Genomic DNA, 14,617 nt, shown 5'->3' with positions numbered 1-14,617 from the left:
CCATCAGGGACCTTCGAGGATCGGGCGGTGCACCGGGCCGTCCGACGGCGGCTCCTGGTAGACCGTGCCCGTACGGTAGATGCGGCTCTGGGCCACGACCAGCGCGTCCTCCAGCTCGGCGTGGAAGCGGCCGGCGGTGGCGATCTCCGGTCGCCACATCGCGGGATCGTTGCGCACCACGTGGTGCGACAGGACGCGCGCCAGGGTCTCCCACAGCCGCTGGTTGCCGTCGGCCGCCGCGTCGTCGGCGGCCGTCCAGGGCACCAGCACCGGGGTGGTGGTGTCGGGGTCGCGGTCGTAGCCGACGAGGCTCAGCTCGTAGCGCGGCAGGCCGGCCGACCAGACGTCCACGACGAGCACGACGATCTGGTTGTGCGCCCGGGCCCACTCCCGCACCTCGGCGAGGTCGACGGCGTCCTCGACCGTCCAGCCGTAGCTCTTGGTGGTGGCGACCGCCCCGGCGTAGCTGCCGATCGGCGCCTCCAGCTCGGGGCGGTACGGCCGCCAATCCCGGGCCAGCGCGCCGTAGCGCTCCTCCGCCCCGCTGCGGGTGCCGGCCAGCTCCGCCGCGCTGCCGGCGGCCAGGACGAACCAGACGTGCCGGGCGCTTGTCGAGCGGGGCGACCGGGCGGCGGACGACCCGGGCGCCGGCCGCCGGCGGGTGGTCTCGAAGGCGCTGGTGACCTGGGCGAGCACCGGCCGTCGGGCGGGCCGGAGCAGGCGGTGGTCGCGGTCGGTCTGCACGATGTGCTTGGCCAGCGCGTCGACGAAGTCCTGGTATTCGTCGTGGTGCCGGCGGCGCTGCTTGAGGGTGAGCAGCCCGTCCTGGGCGTACACGGCGCCGGCCGGGAAGTTCTTGTGCTGGAAGCCGGTCAGCGCCTCGGGCACGCGGTCGCAGGGGATCCAGCGGATCGGCAGCACGGCGGGGGGACGGCGACGGAACTCCCGCTCGTGCGCGTCGACCCGGTCGGCGAAGACCCGGAACTCGCGCCCGCAGTAGTCACTGACCACGTAGCGGGGGGAGGTCAGCGCCACCAGGCAGGAACTGGTGGCGAGGGCGTCGGCCAGCTCCTGCGACCAGGTCGCGCCGAGCGGCAGCTGCCCGTCGACGAATCCCGCCTGGTCCCAGCCCACGCCGGCCAGCCGGGCCACCGCCTCGCTGAGATCGCCGAAGAACTCCTGCACCTGGCCGTTGCGGTTGTCCTCATGGGCGTAGCTCAGGAAGAAGAGTGGCACGCCCGCCTCCGCTCACGGGTTCCACGATCGTACGGAAAGTATATGTCCGTCGATGCCAGGGTAGCGTCGTGCGGATCTTCGCACCGACCCGTGGAGAGTCGTATCCCCGACGCTTCCGCGACGGCGTCGGCGACACGCCGACCCATCATGGGTCGCTTAAATAAGGGGTGACTGATATAAAGGGTTCCGTGCACGCCTTCGACGTACTCGGTGACCCGGTGCGGCGCCGCATCCTCGAACTGCTCACCGACGGCGAGACGACCGCCGGCGGGCTGTGCGACGTGATCCGGCGGGAGTTCGGGATCTCCCAGCCGGCCGTCTCCCAGCACCTGAAGGTGCTGCGGGACAACGGCTTCGCCACCGTGCGGGCGGAGGGGACCCGACGTCTCTACGCGGTCGATCCCCGGCCGCTGCGGGAGGTCGACCGCTGGCTCGACAACTTCCGCCGGTTCTGGACGCCGCCCCTGCACGCCCTCGCCACCGAGCTGGCCCGAGGCAAGCGCGAACGGCGGCTGCGCGAGCAGCCGCCCACGACAGACGACACGACCGACCACGGGAGAGACCGATGATCGACGCGACCGAGCAGATCAACGCCGTACGCCGCCAGCTCGGCCGGCGGGTGCTGGAGGCCGGCGAGGCCCGGGTGATGACCATCAGCCAGACGTACGACGCGCCGCTGGAGGACCTCTGGGACGCCTGCACCAACGCGGAACGGATCCCCCGCTGGTTCATGCCGATCTCCGGTGACCTGCGGCTGGACGGCCGCTACCAGCTGGAGGGCAACGCCGGCGGCACGATCGAGCGCTGCGACCCGCCGAAGGCCTTCGCCGCCACCTGGGAGTTCGGCGGCGAGGTGAGCTGGATCGAGGTGCGGCTGACGCCGGTCGGGGACGACCGGACGCGGTTCGAGCTGGAACACGTCGCGCACGTCGACCAGGAGCGCTGGGACCAGTTCGGCCCGGGCGCGGTCGGCGTCGGCTGGGACCTGGCGCTGCTCGGCCTGGCGTCGTACCTGGCCGCCGACGGCAGCGGGGTCACGCCGGAGGAGGGCGAGGCCTGGTCGGTGTCCGAGCAGGGCCGGCGGTTCGTCACGGCGAGCAGCGAGCGGTGGGGCGAGGCGAGCGTCGCCGACGGCACCGACGCCGAGGCCGCCCGGGGCGCCGCAGAGCGCACCACGGCCTTCTACACCGGGGCGCCGCCGGCCTGACCGCCCCGCCCGGCGCGGCGACCGCCCGTGCACCCGACCGCCCGGCGCGGCGGCACCGCCCGCCCCGCGCACCCGACCGCGCGGCGCGGCGGCACCGACGCCCGCGCCGGCGGCCGGCCGGAAAAGCGCGCGCGTTCCGTCGGACCCCTCGGGCAGACTCGCCGCCATGTCGCCGCGATCCGTCACCGAGCTCGTCGCCGCCGTCAACGCCGGCGAGAAGATCCGCTACCTGCACTTCTGGGGTCACCGGCCGCAGCGTGACGGCAGCGTCGGGCCCGGCTGCCTGAGCCAGTGGTGGCCGGCCCCGTTCACCGACGGCGAGCGGACGTACGCCACCGCCGAGCACTGGATGATGTGGCACAAGGCGATGCTGTTCGGCGACGCGGCGGTCGCCGAACGGATCCTGGCGGCCGGGCACCCCCAACGCGCCAAGTCGCTCGGCCGCGAGGTGCGGGGCTTCGACCAGGCGACCTGGGAGGCCCGGCGCGACGACATCGTGGTGGCGGGCAGCGTCGCGAAGTTCGGCCAACACGACGACCTGCGGGCGTACCTGCTCGGCACCGGCGAACGGGTGCTCGTGGAGGCCAGCCCGGTCGACCGCGTCTGGGGCATCGGCCTGGCCGCCGACGACCCGCGCGCGGACGATCCGGCGCGCTGGCAGGGCGCGAACCTGCTCGGCTTCGCCCTCATGGCGGCCCGGGACGCACTTCGCGCGGGCCGCCCGTGACCGCCGGGAGCCGCCGCCGCACGCCCCGGGCGGCAGGTCGCGGCGGCCCCCGGCGTGCCGGGTAACGTGCTGCGGCATGACCGCCGTGGCGTACTCCCACTGCTCCTTCTGCGGCGCCGCCTATCCGGCGGCGGCCGGTTGGCCGCGGGTCTGCGCGGCCTGCGGCGCGACGGTCTGGCGCAACCCGCTGCCCGTCGCGGTGGCGGTGCTGCCGGTCCGCACGGCCCGGGGCCTCGGGGTGGTGGTCGTCCGCCGCGACATCGAGCCCGCCCGCGGCCAGCTCGCGCTGCCGGGTGGCTTCATCGAGTACGGCGAGGAGTGGCAGGAGGCGCTGGTCCGGGAGTTGTGGGAGGAGACCGGCCTGCGTGCCGACGCCGCCGACGCCCGGCTCCTCGCGGTGCACGGCGCCCCGGCCGGCGGCACGATCATGGTCTTCGGCGAGCTGCCCGAGCGGCGGGCCGAGGCGCTGCCGCCGTCGGCGCCGACCGAGGAGGCCACCGAGTGGCTGGTGCTCACCGAGCCGACGGAGCTGGCCTTCTCCACCCACACCCGGGTGCTCGCCGAATTCCTCGCCCGGCGCGCGGGCTGAGCCCCGCTTAGTCGGCCAGGTACCGGGCGGGCACCGCGTCGGTGAGCCAGACGCCGTTGGCGCTGCGATAGAAGGCGTGCCCGTCGCGGGCCATCGCCGCCGCGTCCACGGTCAGCACCACCAGCTCGCCCGGCCGGCGGGCACCGACCCGTCGGGCGGTCGCCAGGTCCGGCGACAGGTGGACGTGGTGCCGGCCGGCCCGGTGCAGGCCGCTGGCCCGGATCGAGTCGAGCGCGACGCGGCTGGTGCCGTGATAGAGCCGCGCCGGCGGCGGGCTGGGCGCCAGCTCCAGGTCGACCGGGATCGAGTGCCCCTGGTTGGCCCGGATCCGCTCGACGCCGTCGGCACCGCGTTCCATGGCGAAGCGCTGCTTGTCGTTGCCGGCCACCACGGCGTCCAGGTCGGCGCGGTCGATCCCGAGCGCGGCGAGCAGGTCGTCGACCGACACCCAGCCGCCCCGGTCGGGCGCGAGGCCGAACCGGGCGGGCTCGTGCCGCAACGCCAGGGACATCCGCTTGCTCAGCCGCACCATCGCCCGATGATCCATTGGCGGAGTCTCCCCCGCCGGGCACCGCCGGCGCCATCGGATTCGGCCGGACCCGGCCACCGCATCGGCGCCGGGCCGGCCAGCCCTGGCCGGCAGCCGATATCCTCGGCCGGGTGAACGCGGCCCGGCAGAACGAGCGCAGGCTGATCGCCTCCAACAAGAAGGCGCGGCACGACTACTCGATCCTCAAGACCTACGAGGCGGGCATCGTGCTGGCCGGCACCGAGGTCAAGTCGCTGCGCGAGGGTCGGGCGTCGCTGGTCGACGCCTTCGCCCAGGAGCGTGACGGCGAGCTGATGCTCTACGGGCTGCACATCGCCGAGTACGGCTTCGGCAGCTGGACCAACCACGCGCCCCGGCGCACCCGCAAGCTGCTGCTGCGCCGGGTGGAGATCGCCCGGATCCTGGAACGGACCCGCGAGGGCGGCCTGACCCTGGTGCCCCTGTCGATGTACTTCTCGGGCGGCTGGGCGAAGGTCGAGCTGGCCCTGGCCAAGGGCAGGAAGTCGTACGACAAGCGGCAGGCGCTCGCCGAACGCGACGCCGAGCGGGAGATCGCCCGGGAACTGGGCCGCCACCTCAAGGGCCGCACCGCGCGACGGGGCTGACCGCTCCCGTCGCCTCCCCCGCACGCCGGCCACGGACCGACCGACGCGTCGGCCGTCTCCGTCACCCGCCGGTGGCGCCGGTCCGGCCCGTCGTCGTTCGCCGCGTGCCACCGCCGTCACGGTGGGTCGACGCGGCACGCCGGACGGTCGTTGACGCGCCGTCCGCATCGTGGTGTGCTCACTCGGCCACGGTAATGAAAACCGTAGTCATTACCAGTGAACCGGAGGAGAAGCATGTCTCTCACCGTCCCGCCCGCCCTGCTCGACGCCGCCGAGCGCGGCCCCGTCGACGACGCCGAGTTCGTCGCCTGCGTCCGCGACTCGCTGCCGTACGCCTGGCAGACCGTCAGCCGGGTGGCCGCCGAACTCGCGTCCACCGGCGCGGACCACGCCGACAACGTCGTCCCGCCGCCCACCGAGGCCGAACGCGGCCAGTTGCTGCGGGCGCTCGCCAGCGACGCCATCCGCGCCGGCCTGGAGCGGCACTTCCACGTCAAGCTCGCCTTCCAGAACTGCCACCGGGTCGCCGCGTTCCGCCCGGCGGCGGTCGGCTCCGACGCGTACCGGCGGTTCGTCTCCGCCCGGGGCCAGCTGCTCAACCAGTCCCCCGAGCTGCGCAACTGCTGACCCGACGGATGCGGCCGGCGGGCGGGACGGGGCGTCGAGGGCCCGCCCCGCCCGCCGGCCGTCAGCGGGGGCCGGCGGGCGGAGGCGCGGACGACCCGGCCGGCCCGGGCGACGGCGGCGCGGACGGTTCGGCGGGCTCCCCTGCCGGCACCCGGCCCAGGCAGCGCGGGTCCGCCCGCCCCACCGGTTGCCGGGGGATCATCCAGTCCAGCGCCGTCTCCTCCACGTGCCAGCCGTACACGTCCACGCGGGTGACCGGGATCCGCCCCGGGTCGGGGCAGAGGAGCTGCCCGCGTACCTGGTCGTTGGGCAGGAAGCGCACCTCGCCCCGCCCGTCGAGCACGATCGTCATCCGGTCGGTCACCGTGACCGCCTGGCCGCGTACCACCTCCCGCACCGGGCCCGCCTCCGGGCCGACCTCGACGGCGACCGCGGGCAGCAGCGGCACCCGCAGGAAGACCACCCCCGTCACCAGCGGCAACACCGCCGCCACCGCGTAGGCGAGGCTGTGGGTCAGCGCCGGGGCGACCGGGCGCGGCACCGGGCCGGTGAGCACCACGGCTCCCAGCGGGGGCACGACCAGCAGCAGGGCCGTGGCCAGTTCGCCGTCGCTGATCGCGGCCGGCACGGCGGGCGCCAGCCAGGCGTAGCTCGCGGTCGCCGCCACGACCGGCAGCACCAGGGTGGCGACCAGGAGCAGGCGGGGTCGGTCCGGGTAGCGGAGCCGGGTCCGCAGCGCCAGCAGCCAGAGGGCGAGCATCATCAGCAGCGGCAGGAACCGCAACTGCCAGGTGAGCGCCGCCAGCGCGGTCGCCGCCACCAGCACCCAACCGGGGGTACGCACGGTGCCGTAGGCGAGCAGCGAGCGATCCGGGTCGAACCGGTCAGGCGCGCTGACCTGGAGCAGCCGGCCGAGGACGGTCAGCACCAGCACCACCAGCGGGAACGCCCACACCAGCGCGATCAGCAGGGCGCTGAGCAGCCCGAGCGGGCTGACGTACTGCACCAGCAGCAGCATCGTCGGCATGTCCTGCCGGCTGAGCCGCCAGAGCCGCAGCACCAGCAGCAGCACCGGGAACGCGGGCAGCAGCGTCAGCAGCCACTGCTGCGCCTGTTGCGCCTGCTTGGTGCCCGGGCGACGGTCGGCGCGCCCGATCGCGGCCGACTCGGAGACGGCAGGGCCCATCTCTCCCACGGCCACTGCCGCACCTCCACCTTCTCCTCGGGCTCCGGCTGCCGGCCGACCGCCACCTGCTGCAGGTTGCTGTACTGCTGCTCCGAGGCCAGGTACCGGTCGAACGCCGCCTTCCACCGGTAGCCGTCGGGCCCCTCCGCCGACTGCTGCAGGGAGAGGTTGACCAGGTCCCGCATCGCCGGATTGGGGCCGGTGTTCACGCCCCACTTCTCCGCCGCCTCCTCGCCGATGTCCCAGTGCTGCAACTCCTGGCGCCCTCGCAGCTTCACCGCCGGCGGCAGCTCGCCCGGCGGGCGGGGGCCCACGAAGCCGGCCAGGATCGCCGCGTCGGTGGTGACCGCGTCGACATCACCGTCGTAGAGCGCCTGGATGCACTCGCTGATCCGGTTGCGGCCGATCGGGCTCGCGCCCGCGTCCCGCAGGCGCCGCTCCGAGGTGGACGTGCCCAGCGTGCAGACCTTCGCCCGGTCGAGGTCACGCAGGCTGGCGACCTTGCGGCTGTCGGACGCGAGCGTCACCACCGACTGCTCCGTCTCCAGGTAGGGGAAGGAGAAGACCACGCCCTGCCCCTGGCGCTGCTCGGTGATGCTGTAGGAGGCGACCACCAAATCGACGGTGACGAAGCTGCCGCTGGCGTCGCGCGCCTGCCGGCGGGCCCGGTCCTCGCTCTCGATCGCCAGCAGCGTCACCTCCGGGGCGTCGAACCCCAGGTCCTCGGCGATCATGTACGCGATCTCGATGTCGAAGCCCTCGAACGCGCCGTTCTCCAGCTTCTGCGCCACGCCCGGCTGGTCGTCCTTGACCCCGATGACCAGCCTGTCCCGGTTGGTCAGCCCCGCCCGCTCGCGCAGCTCGTCCCAGGTGGGCGGGCCGGTCGCCACGATCACCCGTACCGTGGCCGCCACGATCACCACCAGCAGGAGCAGCAGGGCCGCCAGGCGCACCTGCCGGGACCTCGACCGGCGCGCGGTGGGGGCCTCCACGGATTCCGGCGCCGGTGGGTTGCCGCTGCCCTCGTCGTCCTGACCCAACTCGGCCCTCCCGGTCGCCGTCCCCCGCCCGAGCCCTCCATTGTGGTCCATCCCGCCAGGTCACGACAGCATCCGGACGGTCGGCCGTGTCGCGGCTGCGCCGGCCGCGGACACGAGGAAAATGGGCTCTTCCGGGCCGCATCCGCGACGAGCTGCCCGCCCTTCTCCTCGCATCTGCCGGACGCTAGGCTGGGCCGGTGACGACGTTCCGCATCGGGGAGGCCGCCGAACTGCTCGGCGTCAGCGCCGACACCGTGCGCCGGTGGGTCGACGCCGGGCGGCTCGCCGCCGGCCGCGACGAGCACGGGCACCGGGCCATCGACGGGGTCGAGCTGGCCGCGTTCGCCCGGGGGCAGGCCGCCGAGCCCGACGACCGGTCGGACGCCTCCTCGGCCCGCAACCGGCTGCGCGGAATCGTGGTCAACGTCGTCAAGGACACCGTGATGGCGCAGGTCGACATCCAGGCCGGGCCGTTCCGGATCGTCTCGCTGATGAGCCGGGAGGCGGTCGACGAGCTGGACCTGCGCGTCGGTTCGCTGGCCGTCGCGGTGATCAAGTCGACCACGGTGGTGGTGGAACGCGCCTCCCCGTCCGGGGCCTCCCGGGGGAGGCAGGGGTCGTGAGAGCGGCGGGGCGCTCGCGGACGGTCGCGGCGGCGGCGGCGGTGATCACCGCCCTGGTGGCCCTGGCCGGGTGCGGCGCGGGCACCACCGCCGGTGGCGGGTCGACGGACGGCACGGTGACCGTGTTCGCCGCGGCCTCGCTGACCGAGTCGTTCACCCGGATCGGCCGGGACTTCGAGGCGACCCACCCGGGCACGAGCGTGATCCTCAACTTCGCCGGCAGCGCCGCGCTGGCCGCCCAGATCAACCAGGGCGCCCCGGCCGACGTGTTCGCCTCGGCGGCGACGCGCAACATGACCACCGTCGCCGAGGCCGGCAACGCCGACGGCGATCCGGTGGTCTTCGTCCGCAACCAGCTCGTCGTCGCCGTGCCGAGGGGCAACCCGCGGGGCGTCGCCGGGCTGGCCGACCTGGCCCGGCCGGGCGTGAAGGTCGCCCTCTGCGCGGAGCAGGTGCCCTGCGGGGCGGCGGCGCGGACGGCGCTCGACGCCGCCTCGGTCGCGCTCACCCCGGTCACCCTGGAGCAGGACGTGCGGGGCGCGCTGTCCAAGGTGCGGCTCGGCGAGGTCGACGCGGCCCTCGTCTACCGCACGGACGCCCTGGCCGCCACGGCCGACGTGACGGCCGTCGAGTTCCCCGAGTCCGCCCGCGCCGTCAACGACTACCCGATCGTCGCGCTGCGGGACCCGCCCAACCCCGACGGCGCGCGGGCCTTCGTCGCGTACGTCCGCTCGGAGCGGGGACGCGCGGTGCTCACCGGGGCCGGGTTCCAGGCCCCGTGACGCGTACCCACGGCGGGCGCCTGCGCCGGCGGGGCCCCGGGGTGCCCGTCGCGCTGCTGCTGCCGGCCGTGCTGGGCCTGGTCTTCCTCGTCCTGCCGCTGGTCGGGCTGGTGGCCCGTACGCCGTGGGCCGACCTGCCGCAGCGGCTCGCCGCGCCGGGCGTGCTCACCGCGCTGCGGCTGTCCCTGCTGTCCGCCACGCTGGCCACGCTGCTCTGCCTGCTGCTCGGGGTGCCGCTGGCCTGGCTGCTGGCCCGCGTCGAGTTTCCCGGCCGGCGCCTGGTGCGCGCCCTCGTCACCGTGCCGCTGGTGCTGCCACCCGTCGTCGGCGGGGTGGCGCTGCTGCTGGTCTTCGGCCGGCGTGGCCTGCTCGGCGGCTGGCTCGACGCGACCTTCGGAATCACCCTGCCGTTCACCACCGCCGGCGTGGTGCTGGCGGAGGCGTTCGTGGCGATGCCGTTCCTGGTGATCGCCGTGGAGGGGGCGCTGCGCGGCGCCGACGGCCGGTACGAGGAGGCGGCGGCGACCCTCGGGGCGGGCCGCTGGACGACCTTCACCCACGTCACCCTGCCCCTGGTGGCGCCCGGCCTGGCGGCCGGGGCGGTGCTGTGCTGGGCCCGGGCGCTCGGCGAGTTCGGCGCCACCATCACCTTCGCCGGCAACTATCCGGGGCGGACGCAGACCATGCCGCTGGCGGTCTACCTGGCGCTGGAGACGGACGTGCAGGCCGCCGTGGTGCTCAGCCTCGTGCTGCTCACCGTCTCGGTGGCCATCCTCGCCGGGCTGCGCGACCGCTGGATCACCAGCCCGTGAGCGCGCCCCTGCTCGACGCGCACCTCGTGGTGCAGCGGGACGGCTTCCGCCTCGACGTCGCGCTGCGGGTCGCCGCCGGCGAGGTGGTCGCGCTGCTCGGCCCCAACGGGGCGGGCAAGACCACCGCGCTGCGCGCGCTCGCCGGCCTGCTCCCGCTGACCGCCGGGCACCTCACCCTCGACGGCGTCGACCTGGACCGGCCGCAGCGCCGCGCCTGGACGCCGACCGAACGCCGGCCGATCGGCGTGGTCTTCCAGGACTACCTGCTCTTCCCGCACCTGAGCGCGCTGGAGAACGTGGCGTTCGGGCCCCGGCGGCACGGCGCCGACCGGCGTACCGCCCGCCGGACCGCCCACGACTGGCTCGCGCGGGTCGGCCTGGCCGAGCACGCCGACCGCCGTCCCCGGCAGCTCTCCGGCGGGCAGGCGCAGCGGGTCGCGCTGGCCCGCGCGCTCGCCGTCGAGCCGGCGCTGCTGCTGCTGGACGAGCCGCTCGCCGCGCTCGACGCCCGCACCCGGCTGGACACCCGGGCCGAGCTGCACCGGCACCTCGCCGCGCACCCGGGTGCCACCCTGCTGGTCACCCACGATCCGCTGGACGCGTTGGTGCTGGCCGACCGGCTCGTGGTCGTCGAGGAGGGCCGGGTGGTGCAGGAGGGGGACGCCGCCACCGTCACGGCGCGGCCACGCACCGACTACGTGGCCCGGCTCGTCGGGCTGAACCTGCACCGGGGCCACGCCGACGGGCACCGGGTCCGGGTCGCCGACGGGCTGACCCTCACCGTCGCCGACCGGCTCGACGGGGAGGTCTTCGTCGCCTTCCGGCCCTCGGCGGTGGCCCTGCACCCGTCGCGCCCTGAGGGCAGCCCGCGCAACACCTGGGCGGCGACGGTGGCCGGCGTGCAGCGGCACGGCGACGACCTGCGGGTGCAGCTCGACGGGCCGATCGGGGTGTCGGCGGACGTCACGCCGTCCGCCGCCGCGCAGCTGCGGCTGGCCCCCGGCCAGCCGGTCTGGGCCGCGGTGAAGGCGGCGCAGACCCACGCGTACCCCGCCGGCTGACGCCCTGCGGCCCCAGGGCCGGCGGCACGCGCGAGCGCTGCCCTCGGCGGCGTCGGGGCGCGGTCGACGGCGGCACACCGGATCCCGGCCAGGCAACCGCGCGGCACTGAGCCCGGGGGTGGCGCGGAGCCCGGGACGGCGCGGACGCGAGCGACGCCGGACGCGGCGCGGACGCGAGCGACGCCGGACGCGGCGCGGACCCCGGGCGGGTCAGGCGGCGGGGTCGGCGGCCAGCAGGTCGGCGTGGGCGGCCCGGAGCCGGGCGAGACCGGGGTCGCTGCCCGGGGTGACCCGGCGGTCGAGTTCGGCCCAGACCTCGGCGAGGGCGGCGGTGACCGCGCGCAGCTCGGCGGCGTGCCGGTGGGCGCTGCGCCGGTGCGCCTCGTCGAGGCGCCGGGCCCAGCCGGCGGTGACGGCGGCGAGGCGGTCCCCGTCGGCACGCGCCTGGGCGGCGCTGCGGGCGGCGGCCGCCGGGACGATCGCGGCCACCGGGCGGGGATCGCCGTCGCGGGTGACGACGGTGACGGTGTCGGTCAACTCGGCCAGCGCGACGAGCTGGGTGAGCCGGGTGCGCGCCTCGCGAAGCGGCACCGAGCGCGGCTGGTCGGTGTGCGGGGTGAGAGCGGGGACAGCCATGGATGGATGGTCGCGCCCGGGTACGACATTTCCGCACGCCGACGGTCCAGGGTGGACGCGCGGACCGGAAACTGGCGCGAGCCGGGGCCCTCGCGGCGGATACGCTGCCGGCCCGGCGCCGCACCGCGAACCGGCGCGGCGCACCCCGTCACGTGAAGGAGCTGCCGTGTCCCGCCTCGACGTCCGGACGGTCGACCTGCGGACGATCAACTCGCTGACCAAGTACCCGTCGATCCCCACCTACCACGCCCTGGACCCCCGCGACGGCGGGCTGCTGGCGGAGTGCGTGGCGTTCACCGGGCCGGTCACCCTCACCGAGAAGGTCGACGGAACGAACGCCCGGATCGTCGTGCTGCCCGGCGGCGCGTACCTGATCGGCAGCCGCGAGGAACTGCTGTACGCGCGCGGCGACCTGATCGGCAACCCCGCGCTGGGCATCGTGGACGCCCTGCGCGACGTGGCCGAGCGGCTGACGGTCGCGGCGGCGGAGGACCGGATCACGGTCTTCTACCTGGAGGTGTACGGCGGCAAGGTCACCGCCGCCTCCCGGCACTACACGGCCGAGCGCCGGGTCGGACACCGGCTCTTCGACGTGGCCGTGCTGGACGACCCCGCGCCGATGCTCGACTGGCCGACGCAGCGGATCTCGGCCTGGCGCGACGGCGGCGGCCAGCGGTTCCTCGGGGAGGCCGACCTCGTCGGGCGGGCCGAATCGCTGGGCCTGCCGACGGTGCCCCGGCTGGCCACCATCCCCGCCGAGGAGCTGCCCCGCGACATCGACGGGACGCACACGTTCCTGACCGCGCACCTGCCCCGGACCCTGGTGGCCCTGGACGGTCCGGCCGGCCGGTCCGAGGGCCTGGTGCTCCGCGCGGCGGACCGCTCGGCCATCGCCAAGGCGCGGTTCCAGGACTACGAGCGCACCCTGAAGCGTCGCGAGGCCAGGCGCTGACGACGGTTCGGCGGCGCGCCGGTCGGGCGCGCCGCCGAACGGGCGGGCGGCGGACGGGCGGGCGGCGGACGGGCGGGCGGCGGACGGGCGGGCGGCGGACGGGCGGGCGGCGGACGGACGGGCGGGCGGCGGGGGCGTCGACGATCGGGCACCGACCCGCCACCCGGCGTCACGGGCGCCGGGACGCGACGGGGAAGTCCGGCCCGAACGCCTGGACAATTACAGTTAACAATCCTAATAATTGTGCATCCGTCGATCCGACGGCCCTCGTACCCGGGAGGTCCGGATGCGTCGCCCTGCCCGAAACCTGCTGCTGGCCGCCGTCGCGGCCCTCGCCACCGTCACCGCCACCACGCTGACCCTCGCCGCGCCGGCCCAGGCCGCCGGCCCGACCGCCACCTTCGTCAAGACCGCCGACTGGGGCACCGGATGGGAGGGCCGCTACACCGTCACCAACGGCGGCCCGGCCACCATCACCGGCTGGCAGGTGGCCTTCACCCTGCCCGCGGGCACCACGCTCGGCTCCTACTGGGACGCCACCGTCAGCAGCGTCGGCCAGCGGCACACCTTCACCAACCGCTCCTGGAACGGCACCGTGGCCCCCGGCGCCTCGGTGTCGTTCGGCTTCCTGGCCACCGGCTCCGGTTCCCCCACCAACTGCACGCTCAACGGCGCGCCCTGCTCGGGCGGCACGCCCACCACCCCGCCGACCACGGCACCGCCCACGACCGCTCCGCCGACCACGGCGCCGCCGACCACCCCACCGCCCACCACGCCTCCGCCGACCACGCCGCCACCGACCACGCCGCCGCCGACGGGTGGGCTGCCCCGGCACGCGCTGATCGGCTACCTGCACGCCAGCTTCGCCAACGGCTCGGGCTACCTGCGGATGGCCGACGTGCCCGCCGACTGGGACATCATCAACCTCGCCTTCGGCGAACCCACCACCGTCACCTCGGGCGACATCCGGTTCCAGCTCTGCCCGGCGGCCGAGTGCCCGGGCGTCGAGACCGAGGCCGAGTTCATCGCCGCGATCCGCGCCAAGCAGGCACAGGGCAAGAAGGTGCTGCTCTCCATCGGCGGGCAGAACGGCCAGGTCCAGCTCACCACGACCGCAGCCCGGGACACCTTCGTCCGGTCGGTGGCGGCCATCATCGACCGGTACGGCCTGAACGGGCTCGACATCGACTTCGAGGGCCACTCGCTCTACCTGAACACCGGGGACACCGACTTCCGCAACCCGACCACGCCGGTGATCGTCAACCTGATCTCCGCGATCCGCACCCTCAAGCAGCGGTACGGGGCGGGCTTCGTGCTCACGATGGCGCCGGAGACGTTCTTCGTCCAGCTCGGCTACCAGTACTACGGTTCGGGCCCGTGGGGCGGGCAGGACCCGCGCGCCGGGTCGTACCTGCCGGTGATCCACGCGCTGCGCAACGACATCACCGTGCTGCACGTGCAGGACTACAACTCGGGGCCGATCATGGGGCTCGACAACCAGTACCACACCATGGGCAGCGCGGACTTCCACATCGCGATGACCGACATGCTGCTCGCCGGCTTCCCCGTCGCCGGCAACGCCGACCGCGTCTTCCCGCCGCTGCGTGAGGACCAGGTGGCCTTCGGCGCCCCCTCCTCCCCCAGCGCCGGCAACGGCTACCTCGCCCCGGCCGGGGTGCAGGCCGCGGTGACCTGCCTGGTGAAGGGGCAGGGCTGCGGCCCGTACACCCCCCGCAGCGGCACCAACCCCGCCCTCCGGGGCCTGATGACCTGGTCGATCAACTGGGACCGGTTCTACGCCTGGGAGTTCCGCCTGAGCCACGGCCCGTTCCTGCGGTCGCTGCCCTGAGCCGGTGCCGCCGCCCGGGTCACCCGGCCCGGGCGGCGGCACGGCCACCGACTCCGGCGGTTGCCTGCCGCCCGCAATCCGGTTACGCCGGGGGCCGGCCCGGTCCACGCTGCCCTCGCGGGGCGACGGGCCGCA

The 14,617-nt window shown here is 75.2% G+C and carries 17 protein-coding genes; 12 read left to right on the top strand and 5 right to left on the bottom strand.

The genetic code is table 11. From position 1 onward, the window contains the following. Positions 1 to 3 precede the first annotated feature (3 nt). Positions 4 to 1,236, bottom strand: coding sequence for a TIR-like protein FxsC (locus tag ABZ573_RS20315; RefSeq protein WP_358119851.1), 1,233 nt, complete (start codon positions 1,234 to 1,236; stop codon positions 4 to 6). 188 nt (positions 1,237 to 1,424) lie between these two features. Between ABZ573_RS20315 and ABZ573_RS20310 the strand changes: the two genes are divergently transcribed. The 4 genes from ABZ573_RS20310 (at position 1,425) to ABZ573_RS20295 (ending at position 3,759) form a co-directional block, all read left to right on the top strand. After that, positions 1,425 to 1,805 carry a metalloregulator ArsR/SmtB family transcription factor gene (locus ABZ573_RS20310; protein ID WP_132234872.1) on the top strand — a complete coding sequence of 127 codons (381 nt, stop codon included), beginning with the start codon at positions 1,425 to 1,427 and terminating at the stop codon, positions 1,803 to 1,805. Next, positions 1,802 to 2,443 (top strand): SRPBCC family protein, encoded by a 642-nt coding sequence (locus ABZ573_RS20305; protein WP_358119848.1) that lies wholly within the window; start codon positions 1,802 to 1,804, stop codon positions 2,441 to 2,443. The genes ABZ573_RS20310 and ABZ573_RS20305 overlap by 4 nt, the downstream gene beginning before the upstream one ends. 166 nt (positions 2,444 to 2,609) lie before the next feature. Further along, on the top strand, positions 2,610 to 3,170 hold the full coding sequence (locus tag ABZ573_RS20300) for an NADAR family protein (protein WP_358119845.1): 561 nt from the start codon (positions 2,610 to 2,612) through the stop codon (positions 3,168 to 3,170). A gap of 76 nt (positions 3,171 to 3,246) precedes the next feature. Further along, entirely contained in the window at positions 3,247 to 3,759 is a 513-nt protein-coding gene (locus ABZ573_RS20295) for an NUDIX domain-containing protein (protein WP_311412605.1), read from the top strand. 7 nt (positions 3,760 to 3,766) lie between these two features. Here the strand turns inward: ABZ573_RS20295 and ABZ573_RS20290 are convergent, their stop codons facing one another. Next, positions 3,767 to 4,306, bottom strand: a complete 540-nt coding sequence (locus tag ABZ573_RS20290) for an RNA 2'-phosphotransferase (protein ID WP_358119841.1) — start codon at positions 4,304 to 4,306, stop codon at positions 3,767 to 3,769. Between the two features lie 113 nt (positions 4,307 to 4,419). Here ABZ573_RS20290 and smpB point away from each other — a divergent pair, with 113 nt between their 5' ends. Then, the gene (gene smpB, locus ABZ573_RS20285) at positions 4,420 to 4,914 is read left to right on the top strand and encodes an SsrA-binding protein SmpB (protein ID WP_132234882.1); all 495 of its coding nucleotides are present in this window, start codon (positions 4,420 to 4,422) and stop codon (positions 4,912 to 4,914) included. Positions 4,915 to 5,148: 234 nt separating this feature from the next. Next, on the top strand, positions 5,149 to 5,541 hold the full coding sequence (locus tag ABZ573_RS20280) for an SCO5389 family protein (protein ID WP_151452943.1): 393 nt from the start codon (positions 5,149 to 5,151) through the stop codon (positions 5,539 to 5,541). A gap of 61 nt (positions 5,542 to 5,602) precedes the next feature. Here the strand turns inward: ABZ573_RS20280 and ABZ573_RS20275 are convergent, their stop codons facing one another. Then, a complete protein-coding gene (locus ABZ573_RS20275) occupies positions 5,603 to 6,727 on the bottom strand; it encodes a hypothetical protein (RefSeq protein ID WP_358120034.1) in 1,125 nt (374 codons plus the stop codon). Then, positions 6,634 to 7,818 (bottom strand): transporter substrate-binding domain-containing protein, encoded by a 1,185-nt coding sequence (locus tag ABZ573_RS20270; protein WP_151452944.1) that lies wholly within the window; start codon positions 7,816 to 7,818, stop codon positions 6,634 to 6,636. Before ABZ573_RS20270 ends, ABZ573_RS20275 begins: the two co-directional genes overlap by 94 nt. 146 nt (positions 7,819 to 7,964) lie before the next feature. Between ABZ573_RS20270 and ABZ573_RS20265 the strand changes: the two genes are divergently transcribed. From ABZ573_RS20265 to ABZ573_RS20250, 4 genes are read left to right on the top strand one after another with little or no spacing between them, the layout of a single operon-like run. Continuing rightward, positions 7,965 to 8,390, top strand: coding sequence for a TOBE domain-containing protein (locus tag ABZ573_RS20265; protein WP_151452945.1), 426 nt, complete (start codon positions 7,965 to 7,967; stop codon positions 8,388 to 8,390). After that, on the top strand, positions 8,387 to 9,172 hold the full coding sequence (gene modA, locus ABZ573_RS20260) for a molybdate ABC transporter substrate-binding protein (protein WP_358119835.1): 786 nt from the start codon (positions 8,387 to 8,389) through the stop codon (positions 9,170 to 9,172). The genes ABZ573_RS20265 and modA overlap by 4 nt, the downstream gene beginning before the upstream one ends. Next, positions 9,169 to 9,984, top strand: coding sequence for an ABC transporter permease (locus ABZ573_RS20255; RefSeq protein WP_151452947.1), 816 nt, complete (start codon positions 9,169 to 9,171; stop codon positions 9,982 to 9,984). The genes modA and ABZ573_RS20255 overlap by 4 nt, the downstream gene beginning before the upstream one ends. Next, on the top strand, positions 9,981 to 11,045 hold the full coding sequence (locus ABZ573_RS20250) for an ABC transporter ATP-binding protein (protein ID WP_358119831.1): 1,065 nt from the start codon (positions 9,981 to 9,983) through the stop codon (positions 11,043 to 11,045). The genes ABZ573_RS20255 and ABZ573_RS20250 overlap by 4 nt, the downstream gene beginning before the upstream one ends. A 210-nt stretch (positions 11,046 to 11,255) precedes the next feature. Here ABZ573_RS20250 and ABZ573_RS20245 read toward each other — a convergent pair whose 3' ends face one another. Then, complete coding sequence (locus ABZ573_RS20245) at positions 11,256 to 11,681, bottom strand: type II toxin-antitoxin system Phd/YefM family antitoxin (protein WP_151452949.1); 426 nt, start codon at positions 11,679 to 11,681, stop codon at positions 11,256 to 11,258. Positions 11,682 to 11,847: 166 nt separating this feature from the next. Between ABZ573_RS20245 and ABZ573_RS20240 the strand changes: the two genes are divergently transcribed. Both ABZ573_RS20240 and ABZ573_RS20235 read left to right on the top strand, forming a co-directional pair. Further along, the gene (locus ABZ573_RS20240; protein ID WP_358119827.1) at positions 11,848 to 12,633 is read left to right on the top strand and encodes an RNA ligase family protein; all 786 of its coding nucleotides are present in this window, start codon (positions 11,848 to 11,850) and stop codon (positions 12,631 to 12,633) included. Positions 12,634 to 12,919: 286 nt separating this feature from the next. After that, positions 12,920 to 14,482, top strand: coding sequence for a cellulose binding domain-containing protein (locus ABZ573_RS20235; protein WP_327028705.1), 1,563 nt, complete (start codon positions 12,920 to 12,922; stop codon positions 14,480 to 14,482). The last annotated feature ends 135 nt before the right edge of the window (positions 14,483 to 14,617 follow it).

It is taken from the genome of Micromonospora sp. NPDC007220 (assembly GCF_040634035.1).
GTDB classification, from domain to species: domain Bacteria; phylum Actinomycetota; class Actinomycetes; order Mycobacteriales; family Micromonosporaceae; genus Micromonospora; species Micromonospora reichwaldensis.
This window is presented reverse-complemented; position numbering and strand designations above follow the sequence as displayed.